Annotated in this window: 25 protein-coding genes; 4 read left to right on the top strand and 21 right to left on the bottom strand. The window is 59.1% G+C overall.

The window, feature by feature from the left end; translation table 11 throughout:
* The 3 genes from AAFM15_RS02815 to AAFM15_RS02805 form a co-directional block, all read right to left on the bottom strand.
* Nucleotides 1-1,729: TonB-dependent receptor domain-containing protein (locus tag AAFM15_RS02815; protein WP_341685185.1), on the bottom strand; the 1,729-nt coding region annotated here is incomplete at its 3' end.
* A 130-nt stretch (nt 1,730-1,859) separates the two neighbouring features.
* Complete coding sequence (locus tag AAFM15_RS02810; protein WP_341685183.1) at nt 1,860-2,900, bottom strand: extracellular solute-binding protein; 1,041 nt, start codon at nt 2,898-2,900, stop codon at nt 1,860-1,862.
* 61 nt (nt 2,901-2,961) lie between these two features.
* Nucleotides 2,962-4,599: an iron ABC transporter permease gene (locus AAFM15_RS02805; protein WP_341685182.1), complete on the bottom strand. Its 1,638-nt coding sequence runs from the start codon at nt 4,597-4,599 to the stop codon at nt 2,962-2,964.
* A 58-nt stretch (nt 4,600-4,657) separates the two neighbouring features.
* Here AAFM15_RS02805 and AAFM15_RS02800 point away from each other — a divergent pair, with 58 nt between their 5' ends.
* The gene (locus tag AAFM15_RS02800) at nt 4,658-5,722 is read left to right on the top strand and encodes an ABC transporter ATP-binding protein (RefSeq protein WP_341685181.1); all 1,065 of its coding nucleotides are present in this window, start codon (nt 4,658-4,660) and stop codon (nt 5,720-5,722) included.
* On the opposite strand, the gene AAFM15_RS02795 is transcribed toward AAFM15_RS02800, so the two are convergent.
* The 13 genes from AAFM15_RS02795 to AAFM15_RS02735 are packed head-to-tail and all read right to left on the bottom strand — an operon-like array spanning nt 5,703 to nt 16,922.
* Entirely contained in the window at nt 5,703-6,275 is a 573-nt protein-coding gene (locus AAFM15_RS02795; protein ID WP_371833071.1) for a glutathione peroxidase, read from the bottom strand. The two genes, AAFM15_RS02800 and AAFM15_RS02795, sit on opposite strands and share 20 nt — an antisense overlap.
* Nucleotides 6,276-6,304: 29 nt before the next feature.
* Entirely contained in the window at nt 6,305-6,676 is a 372-nt protein-coding gene (locus tag AAFM15_RS02790; RefSeq protein ID WP_341685180.1) for a DUF2237 domain-containing protein, read from the bottom strand.
* Between the two features lie 20 nt (nt 6,677-6,696).
* Nucleotides 6,697-8,238, bottom strand: coding sequence for a cryptochrome/photolyase family protein (locus AAFM15_RS02785; RefSeq protein WP_341685179.1), 1,542 nt, complete (start codon nt 8,236-8,238; stop codon nt 6,697-6,699).
* A complete protein-coding gene (locus AAFM15_RS02780) occupies nt 8,235-8,405 on the bottom strand; it encodes a DUF2256 domain-containing protein (RefSeq protein WP_341685178.1) in 171 nt (56 codons plus the stop codon). Before AAFM15_RS02780 ends, AAFM15_RS02785 begins: the two co-directional genes overlap by 4 nt.
* A gap of 2 nt (nt 8,406-8,407) precedes the next feature.
* Nucleotides 8,408-9,997, bottom strand: coding sequence for an FAD-binding domain-containing protein (locus AAFM15_RS02775; RefSeq protein WP_341685177.1), 1,590 nt, complete (start codon nt 9,995-9,997; stop codon nt 8,408-8,410).
* 14 nt (nt 9,998-10,011) lie between these two features.
* Entirely contained in the window at nt 10,012-10,455 is a 444-nt protein-coding gene (locus AAFM15_RS02770; RefSeq protein WP_341685176.1) for a nuclear transport factor 2 family protein, read from the bottom strand.
* Nucleotides 10,456-10,459: 4 nt separating this feature from the next.
* A complete protein-coding gene (locus AAFM15_RS02765; RefSeq protein ID WP_341685175.1) occupies nt 10,460-11,230 on the bottom strand; it encodes an SDR family NAD(P)-dependent oxidoreductase in 771 nt (256 codons plus the stop codon).
* On the bottom strand, nt 11,227-11,778 hold the full coding sequence (locus AAFM15_RS02760) for a DUF3833 domain-containing protein (protein WP_341685174.1): 552 nt from the start codon (nt 11,776-11,778) through the stop codon (nt 11,227-11,229). Before AAFM15_RS02760 ends, AAFM15_RS02765 begins: the two co-directional genes overlap by 4 nt.
* Nucleotides 11,775-13,073, bottom strand: coding sequence for an MFS transporter (locus AAFM15_RS02755; protein WP_341685173.1), 1,299 nt, complete (start codon nt 13,071-13,073; stop codon nt 11,775-11,777). Before AAFM15_RS02755 ends, AAFM15_RS02760 begins: the two co-directional genes overlap by 4 nt.
* Entirely contained in the window at nt 13,070-13,621 is a 552-nt protein-coding gene (locus tag AAFM15_RS02750) for a chalcone isomerase family protein (protein WP_341685172.1), read from the bottom strand. The genes AAFM15_RS02755 and AAFM15_RS02750 overlap by 4 nt, the downstream gene beginning before the upstream one ends.
* Nucleotides 13,593-14,816, bottom strand: a complete 1,224-nt coding sequence (locus AAFM15_RS02745; protein ID WP_341685171.1) for a cyclopropane-fatty-acyl-phospholipid synthase family protein — start codon at nt 14,814-14,816, stop codon at nt 13,593-13,595. Before AAFM15_RS02745 ends, AAFM15_RS02750 begins: the two co-directional genes overlap by 29 nt.
* A gap of 19 nt (nt 14,817-14,835) precedes the next feature.
* Nucleotides 14,836-15,618 carry a DUF1365 domain-containing protein gene (locus AAFM15_RS02740; RefSeq protein WP_341685170.1) on the bottom strand — a complete coding sequence of 261 codons (783 nt, stop codon included), beginning with the start codon at nt 15,616-15,618 and terminating at the stop codon, nt 14,836-14,838.
* On the bottom strand, nt 15,615-16,922 hold the full coding sequence (locus AAFM15_RS02735; RefSeq protein WP_341685169.1) for an FAD-dependent oxidoreductase: 1,308 nt from the start codon (nt 16,920-16,922) through the stop codon (nt 15,615-15,617). The genes AAFM15_RS02740 and AAFM15_RS02735 overlap by 4 nt, the downstream gene beginning before the upstream one ends.
* A 105-nt stretch (nt 16,923-17,027) precedes the next feature.
* Here AAFM15_RS02735 and AAFM15_RS02730 point away from each other — a divergent pair, with 105 nt between their 5' ends.
* The 3 genes from AAFM15_RS02730 to AAFM15_RS02720 are packed head-to-tail and all read left to right on the top strand — an operon-like array spanning nt 17,028 to nt 20,064.
* Nucleotides 17,028-18,035: a MerR family transcriptional regulator gene (locus tag AAFM15_RS02730; protein ID WP_341685168.1), complete on the top strand. Its 1,008-nt coding sequence runs from the start codon at nt 17,028-17,030 to the stop codon at nt 18,033-18,035.
* 23 nt (nt 18,036-18,058) lie between these two features.
* Nucleotides 18,059-19,231, top strand: coding sequence for an FAD-binding domain-containing protein (locus tag AAFM15_RS02725; RefSeq protein WP_341685167.1), 1,173 nt, complete (start codon nt 18,059-18,061; stop codon nt 19,229-19,231).
* Nucleotides 19,228-20,064 carry an endonuclease gene (locus tag AAFM15_RS02720; RefSeq protein WP_341685166.1) on the top strand — a complete coding sequence of 279 codons (837 nt, stop codon included), beginning with the start codon at nt 19,228-19,230 and terminating at the stop codon, nt 20,062-20,064. The genes AAFM15_RS02725 and AAFM15_RS02720 overlap by 4 nt, the downstream gene beginning before the upstream one ends.
* 523 nt (nt 20,065-20,587) lie before the next feature.
* Here AAFM15_RS02720 and AAFM15_RS02715 read toward each other — a convergent pair.
* The 5 genes from AAFM15_RS02715 to AAFM15_RS02695 all read right to left on the bottom strand — a co-directional run.
* On the bottom strand, nt 20,588-20,887 hold the full coding sequence (locus AAFM15_RS02715) for a 4a-hydroxytetrahydrobiopterin dehydratase (protein ID WP_341685165.1): 300 nt from the start codon (nt 20,885-20,887) through the stop codon (nt 20,588-20,590).
* 275 nt (nt 20,888-21,162) lie between these two features.
* Nucleotides 21,163-21,561, bottom strand: coding sequence for a dihydroneopterin aldolase (locus tag AAFM15_RS02710; RefSeq protein WP_341685164.1), 399 nt, complete (start codon nt 21,559-21,561; stop codon nt 21,163-21,165).
* Nucleotides 21,558-22,082, bottom strand: a complete 525-nt coding sequence (locus AAFM15_RS02705) for a low molecular weight protein-tyrosine-phosphatase (protein WP_371833070.1) — start codon at nt 22,080-22,082, stop codon at nt 21,558-21,560. Before AAFM15_RS02705 ends, AAFM15_RS02710 begins: the two co-directional genes overlap by 4 nt.
* 31 nt (nt 22,083-22,113) lie before the next feature.
* Nucleotides 22,114-22,224 (bottom strand): DUF2805 domain-containing protein, encoded by a 111-nt coding sequence (locus AAFM15_RS02700; RefSeq protein ID WP_341685267.1) that lies wholly within the window; start codon nt 22,222-22,224, stop codon nt 22,114-22,116.
* Nucleotides 22,196-22,711 (bottom strand): hypothetical protein (locus tag AAFM15_RS02695; RefSeq protein WP_341685274.1); only part of this gene is annotated, 516 nt, incomplete at its 5' end. The genes AAFM15_RS02695 and AAFM15_RS02700, both read right to left, overlap by 29 nt.

The following is a 22,711-nucleotide window of genomic DNA, read 5'->3' as shown; positions in this document are numbered from 1 at the left end:
CAATGCCGAGCAAGGCTTTGCCCTCGAGCAGTTCAAATTTGCTCCCGATTTCAAGGTTTCGGCTTTTCTCGGGCGGCGTGTTCAAGGTGGTGAGTGCCGTGTTGGCTGTGGTGACGTTGTTGCGCGTGACCGTTGGGCTCAGGCCTGTGCTGACGCCATACAGATAGCTGTCACCAGAGGTGTTGTAGGACGTGCCAAAGGATGTGTAGTACGTGGTGCTGGCATCGGGCTGCCAGGTTGCACCCAGCCGTGGGCTCAACAGGTTGTGTGCCGTGTCAGCGCTGTAGTTGGCAGGGTCCTGGAAGGTGGCGCTGAAGCGGTCAAAGCGCAAGCCACCAATCAGTTTGACGTGCTCGGTCAGGCTGAGGGTGTCTTGTGCGTACACGCCCACTGTTTGCGACAGGAACTTCATCATGGGCAAGGTGCCCCGGTTGTCCACTTGGGTATCCCCACTGTTGGCGTTGCCCACAGTGGTTGTGGTGCTGGACAGGCTGCCATTGCTGCCTGTGGTCGCACTGTTGTTGCGCGAAGCGTTTTCGCGGGTGTAATCCACGCCTGCGATCAGTTCATGCTTATGCCCCAGCCAGTTGAAACCGTTGGTGAAGTCGCTCTGGATTTGCGTCACATCGCTCTCGCCCACGCGTGCTTTCGGACGACGCGTCAATCCGGTGCTGTCGGACAGGTTGGAGAGCGACGTGGCGCTGCTGAAGACCACTTGTCCGCTTTTGAGATCACGCGCGTAGCGTCCCTGACGAACAGTGGTTTTGAGATCGCTGTCTTGGTCGAATCGGTGCTTGTGGGTGAAGGTGCTGTAAGTGCTTTCGGTGTTGAGGTGATCGCTGGCCAGGTTGTAGTAATTTCTGGCCGCCAGGACGGGCACGATGGTGCCGGAGGTGTTGTTGCTGGCGATGCTGGTGCCGTTGTCGATCATCCAAGGGTGGTCGTACAGCGGGTTGCCCCGGGTTTCCAGGTGATACAGACCCACACTGAACTCATCTTTCTGGCCAATGCCCCAACGGTAGTTGCCGGCAAGGCCTTTTTTGTCCACGTTGGCGCCCCAGTTGTCAGCTTTCTCAACCATGGCGTTGATGCGCAAAGCGGAGTCTTCTCCTGTTTGTTTGTTGAAGTCTCCCGTGATGCGGCGCTTATTGCCGCTTCCAATTTTGAGGTTGACTTCGTTTTGATCGAGCAAGAAGGGCTGTTTGTTGACCTGGTTGACGATGCCCCCCGTCGAACCCTTGCCAAACAGCATGGAGGCAGAGCCTTTGAGTACTTCTACGCGGTCTAGGTTGAAGGTGTCGCGCTCGATCAGAGGGGCATCACGCAAGCCATCCACATAAATGTCGCCTGCTTGTTGCAGGGAAAAGCCACGCATGCGCACGTCTTCTTCGCCTGTCTCGCCCGCCATGAAAGTCACACCTGCTGTGACCTTGAGTACTTCGCGAAAGTCGTCCAGATTGCGGTCGTCCATCAGCTTTTCGGTCATCACCGTCACGGTCTGAGGAATATCCTTGAGAGCCTGTTTGCCCTTGGCGATGCTGGTTTTCTTGACCAGCAAGGTCTCCTTGGCTTCGGTGGGAGATTCGGCGCTGTCGTGCACCGTCACAGTACCCAGAGTTTTTTCAGGGGCTTGTTGCGCCAGGGCCGGTGCCGCGCTCAGTGAGCCCGCCAGCATCATGGCGGCCAGCGGCAGCATGTTATGCGGGTTGTTTTTGCAAGTTGGGTTCATGGTGATAGAGCCAGTAGGTGTCTGCCAGAAAATGGGTAAAGACAGACGGTTCAAGACAATGGCTGGCTATCACCCCGGTGCGGGCACCGGGTGAATGGCTTGCTAAGAAAAGAGAAAAGTGGCGAGGGCTTTACTTGAAGCCGACGCGGTCGAGCATTTGCTGGACCTTGATCTGGTTCATGCCGACGGCGCTGATGGGAATCAGCTCGCTTTTGAAGCTGCCGCCCGTCATGGCTTTCAAGGCTGGGTTGTCAAAGCTCACGCCCTTGGCGGCGGGCCACTCGTTGTTGCCGTTGGCGAAGTGGTTTTGTGCGCTGGGGCTGGCCAGGTACTCCAGGAACTTGATGGCGTTGTCCACGTTTTTGCTGTGTTTGGCGACTGCGCCACCAGCAATGTTGAGGTGCGTGCCCCAGCTGCTTTGGTTGGGGAAGACGACCCCGACTTTTTCGGCCACTGCGCGGTCGGCAGGGTTGCCCGAGCGCATCAGGCGCGCCAGGTAGTAGCTGTTGCTGATGGCCACGCCGCATTCACCTGCAGCCACGGCCTTGATTTGGTCGGTGTCGCCGCCCTTGGGGCTGCGCGCCATGTTGTCCACCAGGCCTTTGAGCCAGACTTCGGTTTTTTGCGGACCTAGGTGCTCGGTCATGGCGCCAAACAGGCTCAGGTTGTAGGGGTGCGAGCCCGAACGCACGCACAGCTGCCCCTTGAATTTGGCATCGGCCAGGTTCTCGTAGCTGGCGACATCGCTCTTTTTGAATTTGAGTTTGTCATACACCACCACACGTGCGCGAGTGGACAGGCCAAACCAGGCGGTTGCGCCGCTGGCATCAGGCTGGGCGCGCAGGTTTTCCGGAATGGCTTTTTCCAGCACAGCCGAGCGAATGGGCAGGAATTGCTCGTTGACCTGAGCGCGCCACAGGCGCGAGGCATCGACCAGCAAGATCACATCTGCTGGCGAAGCGCTGCCTTCTGCCTTGAGGCGGGCCAGGATACCCGCATCGTCGGCGTCCACGCGGTTGATTTTGATGCCGGTGGCCTTGGTGAAGTCGCTATACAGCGCTTCGTCGGTGGGGTAGTGGCGAGCAGAGTAAATGTTGATTTCCTGGGCGGCTGCCAAGCCAGCGCTGCAGGCGGTCAGGGAGGCGACAAACAGGGTACGAAGAGCGGTCATGAAGGCATCCAAAGATCAAACAATGGATGCAGTATATATCAAATGAGAATTAATCTCAATATCATTTGTCGTGGCGGTGTTGTCGGTTGAGCAGCAACACCGGGATCAGGCCAAACGCGACCAAAGCCAGCGAGGGGATGGCTGCTTCGCCCAGGCGCTCGTCACGTGCAAGCTGGTAGGCCACCACGGCAAGGGTGTCGCTGTTGAAGGGGCGCAGCACCAACGTGGCGGGCAACTCTTTCATTACATCCACAAACACCAGCAGCACCGCAGCGACCACATTGGTGCGCAGCAAGGGCAAGTGAACGCCGCGCCACAGCGCCCAGCCTTGCACGCCCAGCGTGCGCGAGGCTTCGTCCAGCGAAAGGGGGATGCGCGTGTAGGCGCTGTCCACTGACTGCATGGCCACGGCCGTAAAGCGCACCAGATACGCCCAGACCAACGCCACGCCCGTGGTGGTCAGCAGGGCAGTGAGTGGCTGCATGGCGCTGATGGCATGAGTCAACGACAAGGGCAGCAAGATGCCCACGACCACCACAGCGCCGGGAATGGCATAGCCCAGTTGAATCAGGCGCGCCAGTAGCCGGGTCAAAGGCGTGGGCAACAAGCGGTTGCGGGCACCGATGAGCAATGCCAGCGCAACGGCCAGCAAAGCGGTGATACCGGCCAGGCGCAGGCTGTTCCAGCCCCACTGCAGATATTGCTGCCAGCTGGCCACTTGCGGATCGCTGAGCCAGCGCCAAAGCAAAATGGCGCTGGGCAATACAAAGCCCAGCAGTACAGGGATGCAACCCAGGGCCAGCAAGACCCAGCCTTTGCTTGTTTTGGTGAGCGGCGGTCCCGATAAGTTGCTGGCCGAGCTGCGGTTGCTGTAAAAGCGTTGCTTGCTTTGCGCGTGTTTTTCCACCTGCAGCAACACCAGCACCACCACCAGCAAAACTGACGCGAGTTGGCCTGCGACCAGGGGCGCATCCATCGATAGCCAGGCTTTGTAGATGCCGGCCGTGAAGCTCTGGATACCAAAGTAGCTGGAAACACCAAAGTCGGCCAGGGTCTCCATCAGGGCCAGCGCCACACCGGCGGCAATGGCAGGGCGTGCCATGGGCAGGGCAATTGTCATGATCCGGCGTGTCTTGGAAGCGCCAAGCAAACGGGCTGCTTCCATGAGGCGGCTGGCCTGCTCGCGCAAGGCGGTTTTGACCAGCAGGTAAACATAGGGGTAAAGCGTGAGGGTGAACACCAACACAGCGCCCCACAGGCTGCGGACGTCTGGCCACAAGGCGCCTTGCCAGCCGGTGGCTTGGCGCAGCGCGGTTTGCAGTGGGCCGCTGAACTGCAAGAAGTCGGTGTAGGCGTAGGCCACCACATAGGCGGGCATAGCCATCGGCAGCAGCAGCGCCCATTCCAGCCAGCGCTTGCCGGGAAAATTGAACAGGCAAACCAGCGCTGCTGTCGCTGAACCCAGCAGGGCCACCAGCACGCCTACGCCCAAGCACAGCAACAACGATGCCCAGGCGTAGTCCGGCAAGACGGTTTGCACCATGTGCGCGATGAGTTGGGTGTGCTGTGCATCCACGCCCAGCCAGGCCCCCCAGATCGACAAGCTCGGCCAGGCCAGCAACACCGCCACCAGCACCAAAGCTGCGGTGGAGCTGGTGCGTAAAAGGCTGGGTTGGACTGGGGTTGAAGCTGGGCTCATGGCCGCCAAATTGTAGGGACTAGTTTGGGCTGCACGCCGGCTCTGTCAAAATTCCTCCATGTATCTGGATATTCAAAACACCTCGATCCGTTATTCAGGCCAAGCCCAATTTGCTGTGGATGGGGTCTCATTGGGCCTCATGGCCGGTGAAATTGGCGTGCTGCTCGGCCCCTCGGGCTGTGGCAAAACCACCTTGCTGCGTGCCATAGCGGGACTCGAGCCCATCGTGGCCGGCCAGATCCGTTTGGCTGATCGTGTGGTGGCGACGCCCGCCTTGTCGCTGGATGTGAAGCAACGCCGCGTGGGCATGGTGTTTCAGGACTATGCCCTGTTTCCTCACATGACTGTGGCACAGAACGTGGGCTATGGTTTGCATGGCCTGTCCGCCACGGCGCGTGAACACCGTGTGCAGGAAGTGTTGGCGCTGGTCGATTTGCAGGCCAGTAGCCAGGCCTATCCGCACGCCTTGTCTGGCGGCCAGCAGCAGCGTGTGGCGCTGGCCAGGGCGTTGGCACCACAACCCGATTTGTTGTTGCTCGATGAGCCGTTTTCCAATCTGGATGTGGAGTTGCGGCAGCGATTGGCCGATGATGTGCGCCAGATCCTCAAGCGTGCCCGTACCACGGCGCTCATGGTCACGCATGATCAGCAAGAGGCGTTCGCCATGGCCGACAAGGTCGGGGTGATGAAGCAGGGGCGCCTGGACCAGTGGGACACACCTTACGCCGTTTACCACCGCCCGGGCAGCCGCTTTGTGGCCGAGTTTGTGGGCAGGGGCGTGTGGGTGCCTGCGCAGCTCCGGATGGAGGCAGGGCAGCTGTTGGTGCAGACGCCTGTGGGCGCGCTGTCAGACCCGCAGGAATGCCCTTTGCCAGATGCCTACAAGGATGGGCGTTGCGAGGTGCTGTTGCGCAGCGATGACGTGGTGTACGACCCGGCATCAACTGTGCGAGCCACAATCGTGCGCAAGGATTTTCAGGGGGCCGATTTTTTGTACACCCTGGAGCTAGAGGGTGGACTGCAGGTGCTCAGCCTGGTGCCCAGCCACCATCAGCACGAGGTCGGCGAACGCGTGGGCATTCGCCTGGATATGGACCATGTGGTCACTTTTGAGGCAGCATAAGGCTGCTCAGCTGTTGCATGAACTTGGGATCGTTGACTTCAGTGGTACTGCCGTAATGGGCCACGACGCGGCCTGAGCGGTCGATCAGGTATTTGTTGAAGTTCCAGGAAGGTGCTTTGCCGGTGGCTTGTGCCAGGGCTTTGAACAAGGCGTTCGCATCCTTGCCGCGCACGGCAGACTTTGCAAACATCGGAAACACCACGCCATAGGTGTTGTAGCAAAAGTCGGCAATGTCTTTGTTGTTGCTTTTCTCCTGGAAAAAATCGTTGGACGGAAAGCCCAGGATCACCAATCCACGGTCTTTGTACTTTTGATACAAGGCTTCCAGCCCTTGGTACTGGTAGGTGAACCCGCAGTAGCTGGCCGTGTTGACCACCAGCACCACTTTGCCGCTGTATTGACACAGGTTTTGTGGCGAGTCGTCCTGCAGCTTGGGGAAGGTGTGTTTGAGGACGGCCGGGCACGGTGTTGAGCTCTGTACTGAGTCTGCTGCCCAGGCGGTGTGCATGGGCAGCAAAGTTCCAAAAACGGCAGCAGCAATCCAGGGTTTCATGGCGGTTCTCCAGGGAGCTTGTGGGGTGTTCAGCTTGTCAAGGCGCAGGACTTCAACGCATCAAGGGGGATGATGTCCAGAGCGTGTTCATGTGTGCTTTCGAGGGCTACGGGTGGCGCCACGCCAGCTTCGTAGGCTTGCAGCCAGCGGCTGGCGCACAGGCACCAGCGGTCACCGGGTTTGAGGCCCCTGAAGCGGTACTCGGGTCGTGGGGTGACCAGATCGTTACCCTGCGCGACAGAGAAATCCAGAAAAGCCTGCGTCACACGGGCGCACACCAGGTGCAGGCCCGTATCGTCGGGCAAAGTTTGGCAGCAGCCATCGCGCAGATAACCTGTCAATGGAGCGTAGGAACATGCGACCAGTGAGGTGCCCAAAACATTGCGTGCAGTGGTGGTCATGGCGGTATCTTGTGAAGTTGTTAGATCATGTCCAGCTTTTCCAGGCGAGCGGTTTGTTGCCTGATTGCCATCATGGTTTCTGGGGACATTTTGCTGAGTTGGTGGTAGACCACGCCCAGGCGGGGATTGTTTTGGAAGTGTGTGCGGTGGCGGTCAAAAAAGTCCCAATACAAGGCGTTAAAGGGGCAGGCCTTGTCGCCAATGCGTTGTTTGTGGTCGTAGGCGCAGCCCTTGCAGTGGTCGCCCATACGTTGCAAATACGCGGCGCTGCTCACATAGGGTTTGGTGGCGAGCTGCCCACCGTCGGCCCATTGGCTCATGCCCAAGGTGTTGGGTGCTTCTACCCATTCGAAGGCGTCGATGTAGATGCCCAGGTACCAGTGGTGCAGCTCGATCGGATCAAGACCCGCAAGCAGCGCAAAGTTGCCAATCACCATCAGGCGTTGAATGTGGTGGGCATAAGCGTGTTCGAGCGATTGACTGATGGCGCTGGCCACACAAGCCATTTGCGTTTGGCCCGACCAGAACCATTTGGGCAAGGGACGGGTGTGCTGTAAATGGTTGGCCTCGGCGTAGCCGGGCATGTGGGCCCAGTACACGCCGCGCACGTATTCGCGCCACCCCAGAATTTGCCGGATGAACCCTTCGGCTGCATGTAAGGGCGCATGGCCCTCGCGCCAGGTTTCTTCGGTGCGCTGCACCACCTCGCGCGGGTGCAGCATCTTGGTGTTGAGCGCAAATGACAGCAGCGAGTGGAACAGGTGCCAGCTGCGCTGTGAGATTGCGTCCTGGTAGTCGCCAAAGTGGGGCAGGGCATGCTGGATGAAGTGCTCAAGCTGGGTCAAGGCCTCGGCGCGGTTGAGTGGCCAGCGAAAGGCGTGGGCTTGTGGCTCGCCCATGGTCTGCACACCTGCGGCCTGGATGCTTTGCCACAGCGCGCTGTGGTCGTGGCAGGGGCGCATGTCGGCCGGGGCGGCTGGCGTACCCGGCCAGGGTTTGCGGTTGTCGGCGTCAAAGTTCCATTGGCCTGCCTCGGGCTTTCCATCGGCGGTCATCAGCACACCGTGCTTCTTGCGCTGCTGGCGGTAAAAGCTTTCCATCAGCCATTGCTTCTTGCCTGCGAATTGCCGTGCCGCCTCATCGCGCGCAGTGAAGAAGTGTTCGCTGTCCACCATGTGCACAGCTGAACGGCATTGGGTGGCCCATTCGCGCAAAGCGTGGTCGACGCGCCACTCATCGGGCGCTTGGTATTCGACGGCGCTCGCGCTGTAATGCGCAACCAAGGCATCGAGGTTGGCGGTGATGCTGTGTCGGTTGCTTGCATCGTCAATCGCCACATAGCGCACACGGTGGCCCTGGGCTTTGAGCTGCGTGGCCAAGTCGCGCATGGCCGCAAAAATGCCGAGTACCTTTTGCGCATGGTGGCGCACGTAGTCGGTCTCGCTGCGCACTTCCATCAGCACATACACCACATTGGCGCGTACTTCGGCGAACCAGCTGTGCAGCGGGTTCAATTGGTCGCCCAGGATCAGGCGCAGGGTGGGGGTTTTCTCTGTGCTCATGGGTTCGCGCTTTTGCCAGATGGTTTGGCTGTACCGCCCTGGCGGCAGCGGTCCGAGCAGTACTTGACCCGCTCCCAGTCGCGCTCCCACTTGCGGCGCCAGGTGAAGGGCAGGCCACAAGCCGCACAGACTTTTTGCGGCAGATCCGATTTTTTGCGCATCTTCATGGTCAGAAATCCAGCGCCATTTGGTTGGTGGGCGGTTTGGGTTGGCGGCGTGGGGCTGTGCGCTCTTCGCCGAGGGCATCGCGGCTGGCGCCCGGCATGCTGCGACGCGAACCGTGGCGTTCCACCACGGCGGCCTTGGCTGCACGCACTGCAGGTTGGCGGCGCAGCGCGTGCATGCGTGCCTTGGACTCGCGCAGCGCAGCCGTCAGTTCGACGGGCGGCACGGCAATGTCTTGTCCCAGCCGCAGACCGAAACGTGTCGCCACATCATCGCCCATTCGCCAGGGCTCGAACAGCCAGCTGTCGGGCACGCGGCGCAGCGCGGGCAGCCACTGGCGCACAAAGCGGCCTTGCGGGTCGTGGTCCATGGCTTGTTTGATGGGGTTGTAAACGCGGGTGGTGTTGATGCCCGTGGTCCCTGACTGCATTTGTATCTGCGGCCAGTGGATGCCGGGCTCGTAGTCCAAAAACTGCCGCGCCAGCCAGTGGCCGACCGGCCGCCAGTGCAGCCACAGCGGGTAAGCGGCGACCGACACGAGCATGGCCCGCATGCGGAAGTTGAGCCAGCCGGTTTCGCGCAGCATGGCCACGCAGGCATCTACCATGGGCCAGCCGGTGCGTCCTTGTGTCAGGGCTTCAAAGTGGGCCGGGTTCCAGTCGGCTTCGCGCAGGCCGTCGTAGCCGCGGTGCAGGTTGCGCGACTCCAGCTCAGGTTCGCTTTCCAGCTTCTGGATGAAGTGGCAATGCCAGTACAGGCGGCTCACAAAACCTTGCAGGCCCAGGCGCAGGCGTTTGTCTTCGGGCGGCAGGGCGCTCAGCTGCGCGCGCGTGGCCTGCACCACCTCGCGCATGCTCAAGCAGCCGTGGGCCAGGTAGGGCGACAGGCGCGAACAGGCATCTGGCGCCGATAGCGGCGACGAGATGCCGCCACGGTAGCGGGCGCTGCGGTGTTGTAAAAAGTCGCTGAGCACCGCCTCGGCCCGCAGCCGACCGCCGCGCTGGCGCTTGGGTGGCTCAAAGGGGTCCAGGCCCAGCTCGGTCGCCGTGGGCAAGGGACGGCTGCCCGAGGGCCAGATGGGGGCTTGGGGTGCATGGCTCAGGTCTGGCGTGTGCAGCCGGTCAGGAACGCAGGCCTGCAAGGCGGCCATGTGCCGCTCCCAGCGGGGTTGCCATTCGCGCCGGTCGCGCAGGCGGCGAACCACGCCAAACTGCGGCCACTCGTGCCAGCCCACGCCGTGCATGCGGCACCAGCGGCCCACGGCCAGGTCGCGGGCAAAGGTGAAGGCATTGCCGGTTTCTTCGTGAGCATGCACCGCCTCGAAAGGCGCGACCGCGTGCAGGGCGGCTAGTACATCGACCACCTCGCCCACGGCCACAAAAAGGCGGCCGCCCAGCCTTTGCAGTTGCGCGTCCAGCGTTTGCAGTGATTCCCGCACAAAGCCGTAGTGCTGCGCGGCGGCGTCGGGTTGCGCCCACAGCCCGGGCTCCACCACGTACAGGCACAGCACCGGGCCACGCCGGGCGGCTTCGTGCAGCGGCCAGTGGTCCTGCGCCCGCAGGTCGCGCTTGAACCAGACGACGCGGTAGGCCATGCGGATCAAAGCCTTCAGCTGTTGGCGCGGCGTTTGAGCCAGCGCATCAGGCCACCGACCAGCGGCAGCTTTTCGTACAGCTCTTCGGCCGCGTCCCAGTAGTCCCGGTGCAGCGTCACCAGGCCTGCGTCGTTGAACACCAGATGCGTGCCGCCGCGCACGGTCTGCCATGTGGCGGTGTCAAAGCGTTTGAATCGAAAGCGGAAATCCCAGACCAGAAAGCACCTGTTGTTTTGCACGATGCGCTCGGTCACGATGAAATGCGGTGAATCGAGTGCCTCGAACATGTGGGCAAAGATGCGCTCGATGGCGGGCAAGCCTTGCACCTCGTTGAAGGGGTCTTTGAAGCGAGCGTCCTGTGCGTACATTTGCGCCAGCCGAGGCAGGTCTTGCGGTTGCAGCTCTTCGAAAAACTGCACCAGGCGTTCGACGGCATCGTTGGTCGGTGTGGCGTTCATGATTTCAGAGTCCAGTCATGCGGCGCACTGCTGCAAAGTACAAGCGGTAGGGCAGCAAGCGCAGCAACTTCAGCCAGAGGGTGAAGCGCTTGGGAAAGTGGATGTCGAACTCGCCCTTGGCCCAGCCTTGCACAATGGCCTGTGCGGCTTGATCGGGCGAGATCAGGGCGGGCATGTGGAAGTCGTTTTGCGCCGTGAGCGGCGTCTCGACAAAGCCGGGGTTGATCACGCTCACGCCCAGGCCGTGTGGCTGCAGGTCCAGGTACAGCGTTTCGGCCAGGTTGATGAGTGCGGCTTTGGTAGGGCCATAGGCCAGGCTCTGCGGCAGACCGCGAAACCCCGCCACGCTGCTGACCAGGCTGATGTGGCCTTGACCGCGAGCCAGCAAGGCTGGCGTGATGGCGGCCAGCACATGCAGCGCACCGACGGTGTTGACCTCGTGGTGGCGCAGCAGATCGGGCAGGTCCATCGCAGTGGCGCGCATGGCGTGGTAGTGGCCTGCGCAGTAGCACACCAGATCGAGCGGGCCACTGGACAGAACCTGCCGTGCAGCCGTCTGCACGGCCTGGGCGTCGGTCACGTCCAGTGGCAGCGCGATGCTGCCCGGGTGCTGGTCGGCGAAGGCTTGCAGCGCCTCCATCTTGCGGGCTGAGACGATGACCGTGGCCCCCATCGCATGCAGCTGCGAGGCCAGCGCACGCCCAATGCCGGTGGACGCGCCGATCAGCCAGACACGCTGACCGCGCCAGTCGCGGATCGGCGGGTTCAGGCTCATGGCGTTTGCTTCTGGAAAGAGAGGGTCACTTCGCCCAAGCGAATGCCGAACTTGCTCATGGTGGCGCGGTTGAGCATGACGCGCTCGTCGACCAGATACATCCAGTCGTCGAGCTGCACCTCGTAGACCTTGCCGTCAACCGGCAGCTTGAGCGTGTAGGCCCACTGGAAAGCGTTGCCCATGGCACGGCCGCTGGCGGTACCCACCACATCGTCAGCGGTGCCGGTGTAGCGGCCGTCGGCGTGTTTCGTCAGCCGCCAGATTCGGCGTTCCTTTTGCCCGTCCGAATAGCTGAAATGCTCGTCCAGCACGCCTTGATTGCCCTGCCAGCGGCCTTCCATGTCCACCGTGAAGCGCTTGACGACCTGACCACTGCGGTCTTGAAAGATGCCGTGCGCCACGACCTTGCCGTTGAAGTACTGCGCCAGATCGAGCGACGGTTTCTCGGCAGCGTACTGTTCGATGTTCTGGCTGGCGCAGCCCGCCAGGGTCAGGACTACTGCTGCAGCAGCGGCCAGCAGGCGATGTGTGCGTTGAGGGATGTTCATGGGGCCTCCGAGAAAGAAGAGGGAGCAGGTGACAAGCGTCGAACAAAAGCTGTGTAGAGCACGCCAGCGGCCATCAGTTTCAGTAAGCAGGGCAGCACTGCGTAAGCCAAGGTGAGTGCCCACAGGCCTTCGGGCGATGGAGAGCCCGGCCGGTAGCCCAGCAGCTCCAGCATGGGCAAAGCCAGCCCTGCGGCCAGGGCCAGGTTGAGTTTGCTGGCAAGGTTCCACCAGCCAAAATACGCCCCCTCGCGCAGACCGCGGTCGCCACGCTGGGCGATCAGACCCGCCAGCATTGCTCCGGGCAGGGACAGGTCGGCCCCCAAGGCCAGGCCCGAGAGGGCGCAGACCGCGATGAACCCAACGATGTCGCCCGTCGACAGTGTGGCGGCCCACGCGAATACAGTCACCGACAGCAGCATGCCCGCCAGCCAACTGCGCGCCAGACCCCAGCGCCCCACGGCGCGTGTCCACAGCGGCATCGACAACGCAGCCGCCACAAAGTAAGTGGCCAAAAACAGGGGCTCAAGCGCCGGGGTTTGCAAACGGTCTTGAATGAAAAACAGCACCAGCGTGGCGGGCACAGCGCTGGCCATGCCGCTGAGCAAGAACACTGCCATCAGGCGCCGAAAAGGTGTGTGACGCCAGGGGTGTAGCAAATCTTGGCGCAACAGATAAGGGCGTGGTGTTTCCAGGGTGGCAGGCGGGCAGCTGCGACTCCAGGCCCACAGCCCCGCAGCAAGTGCGAGTGCGAAAACGCCCACCCATTCACCCCAGCCCAAAAAACTAGGCAGCACCGAGGCCAGCACCACCCCGACCAGTCCTGAACCTTCGCGCCACGCCACGATGCGGGCCTGCTGCGCTTCGTCTCCGCCCAGCCGTGCGCCCCACGATTGGTGGGTGATGGCCAGGAGGCTGAAGGCCAGGCAGCTGAACATGAGCAAGGCCAGCAGGCCTGAAGGATCGCCAGGATTGGACCAAGGCGGAAAAAACAGCAGTGCCATGCCCGCCACCAACGCTAGAGCAGCCAGCACCGCCGCACTCAACACATGGCGTGGCGAGCGGGCAAAGAGGCGGTCGCCCAAGCGGCCTAGCCAAGGGTCGGTCACCGCATCAAACAAACGCGCCAAGAGCAGCACCCCGCCCAGCGTGGCCAGCGACACGCCGTAGCGGCTGGCGTAAACGTTGGGCAAATGCACATAAAGCGGCAGCGCCACAAAAGCCAGCGGCAGTCCGAGCAGGCCATAGCTCAAGCCGGGCAACCGGACCGCTGGCGGTGGGGCGTTTTTGCGGTTCATCGGCTGCTGCCCGGCGCCTGGCCGAGCAGGGCCAGGCGCATTTCGGGCTCGGATGTGCTCGGGGCCAGCCAGATGCCGAAGAACAAGCGCGCAAAGACGGGGTCATCGACCTGCCCCCTGAGGCGGCCGTTATGCCAAAAGCGCGCGCTTTGTCCTGGCAGGTGCTGGCCGCTGATGCGATCGCCTGCCTTGACGTCCGGAAAGATGCGCTGCATCTCGTCCAGCCAGCGCTGGCCCTGGCTTTCGCCAATGGGGCCAGCCCGCTGCATTTCCTGCAGCGAACGTTCGGCAATCGCTTTGCCCTGGAGGTCACGCAGATATTCCAGCTCGAGCACCAATGGCTGCTCTGTGCTCTGGCCAGGCTTGAAGTCAGGCAGGGTCCAAAGCCTGGCGTGGTAGACCCGCAGGCCTAAAAAGCGCAGGGTTGCCTCCCCCTGCACGCGGCCACCCGGCAGCTGCGGATGAGCCAGTGCTTGACTCGCCGCCAGCACCCCAGCCAACGCGAGCACGGCCGTGCGCTTAGCGGACCAAGGTGTACTGCACCACATTGATGTCTCCGGCGTCAAAGCCGGCCTCGCAGTAGGCCAGGTAAAACTCCCAGATGCGGATGAAGCGTTCGTCAAAGCCCAGTGCCAGCACCTCGTCCTTGCGCGCCATGAAGTCGGCGCGCCAGCGGCGGCAGGTTTCGGCGTAATCGCGACCAAACGGTAACTCGTCTACCACTTTCAGGCCTGCGGCTTGCGCTTCGCGTCTGAATTCGCTGGGGCAGGGTAGACAGCCCCCTGGAAAGATGTATTGCTGGATGAAATCGGTCGACTGGATGTAGCGCTCGAACAGTTCATCCTTGATGACGATGCTCTGGATACAGGCACGGCCACCGGGCTTGAGGAGGCGGGCCACGCTCTGGAAATAGGTGGGCCAGTACTCCTGACCTACGGCCTCAATCATTTCGATGGAGCAAATGGCGTCATAAGGGCCATCGTCAATATCGCGGTAGTCCTGCAGGCGCAGATCTGCCTTGTGCCCCAGGCCTTGCTTGGTCAGGCGTTGTTGCGCCCAGGCCAGCTGTTCGGTGGACAGGGTCACGCCTGTGATCTGTGCACCGAATTCCTGGGTGGCTTTCTCCGCCAAAGCGCCCCAGCCGCAACCGATTTCGAGCACACGGTCACCTCGGCGGACACCGGCCATGTGCAGTGCTCGGCGCACTTTGGCATCTTGTGCCTGGCTCATGTCCTGGGTCGGGTCATCACGAAACAGACCCGAAGAGTAGTTCATGGTTCCATCCAGCCACAACTGATAGAACGCATTGCCCAAGTCGTAATGGGCATGAATGTTTTTGCGACTGTTGGTTTTCGTGTTGCGGTTGAGCAAGTGGCGCATGCGATAGAGCAAGCGACCTGCCCAGGAGCCGTGGATCACATTGTCCAGAGCACGTCGGTTGGCCAGCAGCAGATGGAGCAACTGCGCCAAGTGTGGTGTGGTCCAGTCGCCGGCAATGTAGCTTTCGGCAAAGCCGATGTCGCCGGACTTGAGTGCTGCAGAAAAGGGCTTCCAGTTGTGCAGCTGCAAGCTCACATGTGGTCCTTGACCATCGCCAACAGTCTGCACGCTGCCGTCAGGCAATTGAAGCGTCAATGAGCCGTGCCGCAATTGCTGCAACAGGCGAAAAACAGAACGTGCAGATGCCGGGGCTCTTGCAGGCAATTGCAGATGGGACTGTGCGGTTGCGGTCAAAGTGTTCATGGGCATGTCTCGCAGGTAGTCAAGATCGGGTCACGAATTGGTCCGGTGCAGGCGGCTTGCTGAAAAACTGCACGCGCTTGAGCCACAGTTGCAGTGCCTGCCAATGGATGCGGGCCATGACCATGAGTGTCATGGCCGGGTAACGCCACAGTGCGCGCCGCAAAAGGGTAGGAGAAATGGGCAGGAGCTTGCCGCTGACACTGGTGTTGATGAGGGGGCCATCCGCATCGTCGTGATCTACGCGCACCACGGTACGCGCCTGCCCATCACGCTCGGTGCGCATGAAGCGAAAGCGATAAGTACCTTCAACACGGCAAAAGGGTGAGACATGAAAGCACTTTTGCGCGGGCAATTCGCGGCCGTAGGCGGGAGCATCAAGAACGTAGCAGTGGCGTTCACCAAAGGTGTTGTTGACTTCGGCCACGATGGCGCGCAGGCTGCCGTCAGAGCGGTGACAGTACCAAAAGCTCACAGGCTTGAAGGTGTAGCCCAGCATGCGCGGGTAAGTGTGCAGCCAGACGTCGCCGTCTGCGTCATCAATGCCTTCGTGTGCCAGCATCTCCAGCAACCAGGCTAGCGATCCGCCCTGCTCGGGACCACGTCCGTCACCATGGTCGGCGTCAAAAAAACTGATCGCGGCTCGGCGGTTCACCGCCAGGCCACCCATGGCACCGGGCTGGTGCAACTGACGCATCGGCAGCATCAGGAAAAAGGTACCGTAAGCAAAGGCATGGTGTTTGGGCCGCAGGCGAGTGTGTCGCACTTGACCAAAACCCATGTGAGCCACGGCGGGGGTGTTCATGCGGCGGCCTTGCGTGTTTGCTGTGTATGGGTGAGCAAAGCTTGCGCCGCTGCCAGACCCGATTTGAGGCCATCTTCATGAAAGCCATAGCCTGTCCAGGCGCCGCAATACCAGGTGTGCTGTTCGCCTTGCAGCTCTGGAATGCGCTTTTGTACAGCGATGGCGGCCATGTCAAACACAGGGTGGCTGTATTCGAACTCGGCAAGTACCTGATGCCGCGCGATGGGTCGCACAGGGTTGAGCGACTCGACGATGTGTTGTTCGAACGGCAAAGGTTGCAGCTTGTTGAGCAGGTAATGCAGACACACGCGGCTGGACTCTTTGTGTGTATCAGCAGCTCGTTCATAGTTCCAGGCAGCCCATGTGCTCGGATTCTTAGGCAGCACGCTTGTGTCGGTGTGCAGCACGGCCAGGTTCTGTTGGTACTTGATCGCCCCCAGAACCTGGGCTTCGCTGGCTGTGGGTTGGGCCAGCATGGCCAGTGCTTGATCCGAGTGCGTGGCCAAAACCACATGGTCAAAGCGTTCGCTGCTCTTGTCGGTGTGGATCATCACGCCTGCAGCATTTCGCTCGATAGAGCGGACGGTCGTTTTGAGTCTTGCATCGGCAAGCTCAGCGATGATTTTGTCGACATAGTGCCGGGCGCCGCCCACCACGGTATGCCACTGGGGGCGGTTGTTGACCTGTAGCAGTCCGTGGTTGTGGCAAAAACGGATCATGGTGGCCACGGGAAACTTCAGCATCTGGTCGGTTGGGCAACTCCAGATGCAGCCAAGCATGGGCAAGAAGTACCAATCGCGAAACGCTTGTCCAAAGCGATGGCGGTTGAGAAAGTCTCCCAAAGGTTCGGACAACTCGGTGTCCACACCTTCTGTGGCCAAGCGGGTGCACAAACGGTTAAAGCGCAGCAAATCGGACAACATGCCCCAAAAGCGCGGACTGATCAGGTTGCGCTTTTGCGCAAAAACGGTCGCCAGGTTGTTGCCACTCCACTCCAGCACATCTGTGGCGCTGCGTGCTTGGGGGACGCGAACGGAAAAGGACATGTCCGATTTGGCTGTAGCCACGTCCAGCGCACCGAGCAATGCAATCAGCTCCGGGTAGGTCCGTTCATTGAAGACCAAAAAGCCCGTGTCTACGCCCCATGTCTGTGGACCTTTGGGTGTTGGCAGCGTGATGTCTACCGTGTGGGTGTGGCCACCAAAGTAGTCTGCGGCTTCGTAAAGCGTGACATCCATGTGCTCACGCAGATGGTGGGCTGCAGCCAGTCCGGAAATGCCTGATCCAATGATTGCAACACGCATGTTTTTTACCTTATTTGTCCTAGACAAAACAATTCTATATGAGAAAATAAACCCTGTCTTGCAAAATTTGTCTATGTAAAAATAAGTGCCAAGAATCGAACCAAGATGACAAAAAATTTGCCTTTTGAAGCACTGGATGCAAAGTCTGCCGTTACGGGCTGGACGATTTCCGATGTGGAGCGCGAGACGGGGCTGGGTAAAGACACCTTGCGCGTCTGGGAACGGCGGTATGGTTTTCCCAAGCCACTTCGCAACGGCAGTAGCGAACGTATTTATGGCCGTGATCAAGTCCATAAGCTGCAACTGATCAAGCGCTTGCTGGATGCGGGTGAACGTCCAGGCAAGGTGGTTGCGCTCGAGGAGCAAACCCTTCAGGACATGCTGAGCACAAAGTCTGCCAATGCCTCTAAAGCAGGCAAGGCACTGGCGGGTAACAAGGTCATGGGTCGAGCGAGTACGTCGGAACTTGAAGAGCCCTGGGTTCAGTGGTTGGCAGATGACGAGACCTTGCAAATCAAGCAGGCCTTGCAACAAAAAATCCTGCGCCACGGACTGGGCCAGGTGGTGGGCTCCACGATCGCTCCCCTATGTCAGCGCATCGGAGAGGCCTGGATGCAGGGGCAAATTTCGGTCTATCAGGAACACTTGTTCACCGAAATCCTTCAGGGCGTTTTAAGGGATGCCATCACATCGATTGACGGCGCGATGAATATTGGCAGCCGAAGCCCGAGAGTGCTTTTGACCACGACCCCCAACGAGATGCATGGTCTGGGGCTGTTGATGGCAGAGAGCCACTTTGCGCTGGAGTCCTGCGAGCGCTATGTTCTCGGGACCTCTACGCCACTGTCAGACACGCTTGAGGCTGTTCGACGTTTGCGTATCGATATCCTGGCCTTGAGCTTCAGTGCTTATGCCTCACGCAACGACGTGGTGGACAGTCTGCGCCTGCTGAGGGCGCAGATCGAGCGCAGTGTCGAGATTTGGGTGGGTGGAGCGGGAGCCAAGGCCTGCGCCAAACGCTTGCCCGAGGGAGTGGTTTTGCTGCTCAGACCCAGTGATATTTCGGATCAGGTCAAAGCATGGCGTGAAAACACAAAGCTGCAAGCAAGCTGAAGCACAACACCTATCAGGCTTGCATGTTTCTACCAACGCAGTCTGCCGCACAGGCCTTGATCGATGCGATTGAGCCCGACGCCTACGCAAAAAGCAGAAACTTCTTGGATGGCGCAGTCACCGGCTTGTCGCCTTACATCACACATGGGATTGTCAGCCTGCCAGAGGTCCTGGCTGCTGTCAGAGCGCGCCAGCCGGTGCATGCGCAGCATAAGCTGGTGTACGAGTTTGGCTGGCGTGAGTACTTCCGACATGTCTGGCGCATGCGTGGCGAGGGTATTTTCAGTTCCTTGCACCCAGGCCCTTTGCCCGACGAGGCCTATGCCACACATGTGCCGGTCGACATTCGTGAAGGCACAACGGGTACTCCTGTCATAGATAAGGCCGTGCAAACGCTCTACCAAACCGGCTATCTGCACAATCACGCCCGCATGTGGCTGGCCAGTTACGTGGTGCACATGCGCAAGGTTTACTGGCGTGTCGCCGCAGACTGGCTCTATGGACACCTGCTTGACGGTGACCTCGCCAGCAACCACCTGAGCTGGCAGTGGGTTGCTGGTACCGGCAGTCACAAGCCCTATCTTTTCAATGCCGACAATGTGGCCCGCTACGCCCCACCAGACTGGCACAGCCCTGGTACCCTGTTTGACGACAGCTACGATTCGCTCGAGTTATTGGCCAAAACGCCAATGCGCTTGGAACAGGTGCAACAGCCAGGCACGGATCTTTCAGCGCGTTCGCACGAACACGCTTTGACCTGTGAGCCACCTTCGATGCATGTCGGCCTACCCAATGCATCCGTTGTCGCCGGTCGGGATGTGTGGCTGGTGCACCCATGGAATATGGCGCAGACGGCCAACGAGCTGCCCAAAGATACCTTGGCGCTGGGCGTTTTTCTGTCCGACTTTCATGAAAGGTGGCCCTGGAGCGAGCGCCGCTGGGGTTTCGTGACAAATCGCATGACGCAGCTGACCACCCTCATTTGGCAGGGGAATGCTCAAGCCCTGGCACAAGCGCTGCAAGCTGCGCGCAGTGTTCGCAGTACCTTTGATCAGCACCTTGATCCGTGGCTCCAGCAACTTGCGACATGCGAGCCACCGGCGGCTCTGTTCCCTACTGTAGATCGACGCTGTGATTCCTTTAGCCAGTGGTGGCGCCAGGCTACTCTGCCCCAAAGCGTGCCGACAGTCCCATGACAGACGCTAACTCCAATCCGCGCTCGCACCCGATTGATCCTGCGAGTCTTGCGGCCCTACCTCGCACTTCAGGGATCTACATCTTCAAGGGGGAGGGCGCCTTGCCGCTTTACATAGGCAAGAGCGTTGACATCCGCAGCCGTGTGCTGGCTCACCTGCGTGCAGACGACGAGGCGGACATGATCGCGCAGTCACGACGTGTCGAATACATCGAAACTGCCGGCGAAATTGGCGCCTTGTTGCTTGAGGCACGACGGATCAAGGAACAAAGCCCATTGTTCAATATTCGCCTGCGCCGGTCGCGCAAGCTCTGCACCATTCGTCTTTCACAAGAAGCCGGAGCGATCATGCCTCTTGTGGTTTCGGGCAGAGATGTCCACATAGGCCAAGTAGATGGCTTGTATGGCCTCTTTTCCTCAGTGCACGCTGCCCACAACAAGTTGCGTGAACTGGCGGATCAGCACCGACTGTGTTTGGGCTTATTGGGTTTGGAAAAAATCAGCAATCGCGGTTGCTTTGGTCTGCAAGTCAGAACCTGCTTGGGTGCTTGCATTGGCAAAGAAGACCGACGTGCGCACGACCAACGCTTGTGCTCTGCATTGAAGGACATGCAGGTCCATGCCTGGCCCTTTACAGGAGCGGTGGATCTGGTTGAGCAAAGCGGGAATTGGATTCAGCGTCACCGCATTCAGAACTGGTGCTACCAGGGCACCTGGTGCTCAAGATCGCAGCAAGGCAGTGGACATTCTCAACAAACATTTGACCTGGATACTTACAAGATCTTGGTCAAACCCATCATGATGGGGACCGCTCGAGTGGAGCCAACTCGGTGAGGGAGTGTTTGATGGAGCGGGTGATGGGAATCGAACCCACTCCTGTTAAGTTGTTGATTTAAAAAGGAAAACATCTGGATTTGATGTTGTACCAAGCTTTGTACCAACGCAATGATTGTCTCAAACTAGTTTCAGCCAACCAACCATCATCGACTTATGGTGTGCGGGTATGTGAGTTGTTATAGCTAAATCTTTGATGCTTGATCTTTGGTGTGCTGCTCCATTACATACGCATCTGCAACGAAGGCTGGGCCCTTCATAAGCATGATAATCACGCACCCTATCGCGAGTGTCAGCGCCAGAGACCAATTCAGCACCACTAACCCAACCATTACGTAAAAGAACTGTTCAACAGCTTTTGCGCTTTGAGTTACGGGCTCAAGCCCATCTAGGACATAGACAACAGCACTTACAAGCAATGGGAGTAATGTTCCTACAGCCAAAATTATGTGTAGTCGTTTCCATATTTGCCACTCAAGTCCAGCAGGGGAACTTTCGAAGTTCTTTAGTCTGTTCAGGAGGTTCATTGTGTTCGAGTCAATTGATCAATAGCGGTGGCTAACTCAAAATCTTTTTCCGTCAAGCCTCCTACATCATGAGTCCAAATACGAACCTTTAGGTAAGTATGGCTGGATAGTATTTCAGGGTGATGATCTTGCTTTAGTGCCAGCTGCGCAATCGCATTGAAAAGTTCAATCGCAGCGCTAAAGGTAGGCAGTGTCCAGCTTTTGGTTAAACAAAGCGTTCTATGATGATTGTGTTTGTCTAAAGTCCAGTCAGTAAGGGCTTCCATGGGTAAATCAGCCTTTGATGACTTAATCATGTTTACTTTGTTTTTGAGTATTTTGAAGAAGGCCCTTACTCTAGCACCATGGCTATTTTGAATTAGTTGTTTACGCAGCCAGTCCGGCAGTAATTGGAGGAAAGCTCACAGGCGTACGCAACCAATTTTCAATGGAGGGACTGTATGGCGCTGAAGTTTGGATTTGTAACCGATAGCCGTACCCTCGGAGGTAACTTACGCATTGACCGTAGGGATGGAAGTAAAAACCCCTCTAGAGGGGTTTTTTGACGTCCACAGTCCATAGGCTTGGGGGTTCAAGACTTCACGCGTAGCGCATGGGTCGTCTGTTCATCCAGTTTCAGGCGAATGCCCAACGACCCATTGCCCGATCGCACGGGTGACTTTCGCAGGGCGATTTCGATGTGTTGAATGTCGGGATGCGCCGCACAGGCACTCGCAATGCGCGTGATGAGCCGCTCTTGTGTTTCGTAGTGTCCGTCCGCGGCGAGGCGCTCAATTTCAATAATCAGTGGGTCGTAGTCAAACACATGCGCCATGCCATCTTGCGCTATGACCACGAGATCGGGTGCGATGCCCAGCGTCAAGTCGAGGATATGAACATCGGGCCGAATGTCGTTCGGGCCGTACGTGCCGATGTCGGTTTTCAGTTGCAGATCGCGCAACTCAATGAGGGCAGAATTCGTGGGGGTCATGCCTGAGCCTTGGTTATGATGAATTTCAGCAGGCCATCGCTGGCTTCCTCAATCAAATCCAAAACCTGCTCAAAGCCTGGGTCCTCGCCGTAGTAGGGATCAGGAATCACCGAGGCCTGGGTTGTTTGCAAAAACTCAGCAAAACCCCGAATCTTGTGGGTGTGCTGAGCCGGGCACCGATCTTCCAGCAGGGCGCGGTTGTCCCAGTCCATGGTCAACAGCAAATCGAATTCTTCAAAGTCACTGTCAACAACCGGTCTGGCCCTCAAGTGGGACAGGTCATAGCCTCGTTTGCGCGCGTGTGCCTGGCTGCGTTCATCTGGCGGCGCGTTGGGGTGGAAGTTGTGTGTACCTGCCGAGTCAACTTTGATCCGGTGCAAGAGATCGTGATCGGCCAGCCTTTTTTGAAATACAGCCTCTGCGGTGGGGCTCCGACAAATGTTGCCCATGCAGACGAACAGAATCTTATAAGCAACGTAGTTCATTTCAGTGTTAGATAGGTTGAACGGCGGACTGGTCATGGCAAAAATTTGTTCCCATGGGTTTCCCCCATCAGTTATTTGCGCGTCGGTGATCGGCCACTTGGCGGTCGGCAAATTGGATGTCGGGGCTTCTGAGGGAGCAGTGCTTGGTCTTACGGCCCTTCATGCGTTCGCGCCACATCCGAAACGAGCTGGGTTTCAGCGCGTGGCGCATGAGGCGAATGACATCTGGCTCCGGCGCTTTTCACGTATGAATCAATAAATTCTGGATTTGCCAGTCTGGCAGTACTTGGAGAAAAGCGCACAGGCGTACGCAACCAATTTTCAATGGAGGGACTGTATGACGCTGAAGTTTGAATTTGTAACCGATAGCCGTACCCTCGGAGGTAACTTACGCATAGACCGTAGGGTCGAATTTTCTTGTTAATACGGTGCGCGTAAAGTGCGACGATGCCGGCAGTGTGGTACTTTTTTCCTTGTCCACAAAGGGCGCGGAAGATTTCATCTTGGTGTGCGAAAGTCCTGTACCGCTCGAAAAGCAGTCTGACTACGATGGCCTCCTGCGGTGTCAAGTGTATTTGTTCAGATTCAAGGAACAGAGTTCGATCTTCATTTTCGAAGCGAAGCAAACCATGCTTTGTGAGAATCACCAGCGGACTCTGCACACG

The sequence above is a fragment of the Limnohabitans sp. genome (genome assembly GCF_038134685.1).
Classification (GTDB): Bacteria; Pseudomonadota; Gammaproteobacteria; order Burkholderiales; family Burkholderiaceae_C; genus Limnohabitans_A.
The sequence above is the reverse complement of the archived record's forward strand: the minus strand, read 5'-3'. Positions and strand labels throughout refer to the sequence as shown.

Bases quoted from the DNA above. Each gene is read 5' to 3' on its own strand.
- AAFM15_RS02735 (WP_341685169.1), bottom strand. From the start codon at position 16,922: ATGCGTGTTGCAATCATTGGATCAGGCATTTCCGGACTGGCTGCAGCC.
- AAFM15_RS02790 (WP_341685180.1), bottom strand. From the start codon at position 6,676: ATGACCACCACTGCACGCAATGTTTTGGGCACCTCACTGGTCGCATGT.
- AAFM15_RS02715 (WP_341685165.1), bottom strand. From the start codon at position 20,887: ATGATTAAGTCATCAAAGGCTGATTTACCCATGGAAGCCCTTACTGAC.
- AAFM15_RS02765 (WP_341685175.1), bottom strand. From the start codon at position 11,230: ATGAGCCTGAACCCGCCGATCCGCGACTGGCGCGGTCAGCGTGTCTGG.
- AAFM15_RS02780 (WP_341685178.1), bottom strand. From the start codon at position 8,405: ATGAAGATGCGCAAAAAATCGGATCTGCCGCAAAAAGTCTGTGCGGCT.
- AAFM15_RS02740 (WP_341685170.1), bottom strand. From the start codon at position 15,618: ATGAACACCCCCGCCGTGGCTCACATGGGTTTTGGTCAAGTGCGACAC.
- AAFM15_RS02795 (WP_371833071.1), bottom strand. From the start codon at position 6,275: ATGAAACCCTGGATTGCTGCTGCCGTTTTTGGAACTTTGCTGCCCATG.
- AAFM15_RS02750 (WP_341685172.1), bottom strand. From the start codon at position 13,621: ATGTGGTGCAGTACACCTTGGTCCGCTAAGCGCACGGCCGTGCTCGCG.
- AAFM15_RS02725 (WP_341685167.1), top strand. From the start codon at position 18,059: ATGTTTCTACCAACGCAGTCTGCCGCACAGGCCTTGATCGATGCGATT.
- AAFM15_RS02700 (WP_341685267.1), bottom strand. From the start codon at position 22,224: ATGTGGCGCGAACGCATGAAGGGCCGTAAGACCAAGCACTGCTCCCTC.
- AAFM15_RS02710 (WP_341685164.1), bottom strand. From the start codon at position 21,561: ATGACCCCCACGAATTCTGCCCTCATTGAGTTGCGCGATCTGCAACTG.
- AAFM15_RS02775 (WP_341685177.1), bottom strand. From the start codon at position 9,997: ATGGCCTACCGCGTCGTCTGGTTCAAGCGCGACCTGCGGGCGCAGGAC.
- AAFM15_RS02755 (WP_341685173.1), bottom strand. From the start codon at position 13,073: ATGAACCGCAAAAACGCCCCACCGCCAGCGGTCCGGTTGCCCGGCTTG.
- AAFM15_RS02810 (WP_341685183.1), bottom strand. From the start codon at position 2,900: ATGACCGCTCTTCGTACCCTGTTTGTCGCCTCCCTGACCGCCTGCAGC.
- AAFM15_RS02705 (WP_371833070.1), bottom strand. From the start codon at position 22,082: ATGACCAGTCCGCCGTTCAACCTATCTAACACTGAAATGAACTACGTT.
- AAFM15_RS02745 (WP_341685171.1), bottom strand. From the start codon at position 14,816: ATGAACACTTTGACCGCAACCGCACAGTCCCATCTGCAATTGCCTGCA.
- AAFM15_RS02805 (WP_341685182.1), bottom strand. From the start codon at position 4,599: ATGAGCCCAGCTTCAACCCCAGTCCAACCCAGCCTTTTACGCACCAGC.
- AAFM15_RS02760 (WP_341685174.1), bottom strand. From the start codon at position 11,778: ATGAACATCCCTCAACGCACACATCGCCTGCTGGCCGCTGCTGCAGCA.
- AAFM15_RS02785 (WP_341685179.1), bottom strand. From the start codon at position 8,238: ATGAGCACAGAGAAAACCCCCACCCTGCGCCTGATCCTGGGCGACCAA.
- AAFM15_RS02770 (WP_341685176.1), bottom strand. From the start codon at position 10,455: ATGAACGCCACACCGACCAACGATGCCGTCGAACGCCTGGTGCAGTTT.
- AAFM15_RS02800 (WP_341685181.1), top strand. From the start codon at position 4,658: ATGTATCTGGATATTCAAAACACCTCGATCCGTTATTCAGGCCAAGCC.
- AAFM15_RS02730 (WP_341685168.1), top strand. From the start codon at position 17,028: ATGACAAAAAATTTGCCTTTTGAAGCACTGGATGCAAAGTCTGCCGTT.
- AAFM15_RS02720 (WP_341685166.1), top strand. From the start codon at position 19,228: ATGACAGACGCTAACTCCAATCCGCGCTCGCACCCGATTGATCCTGCG.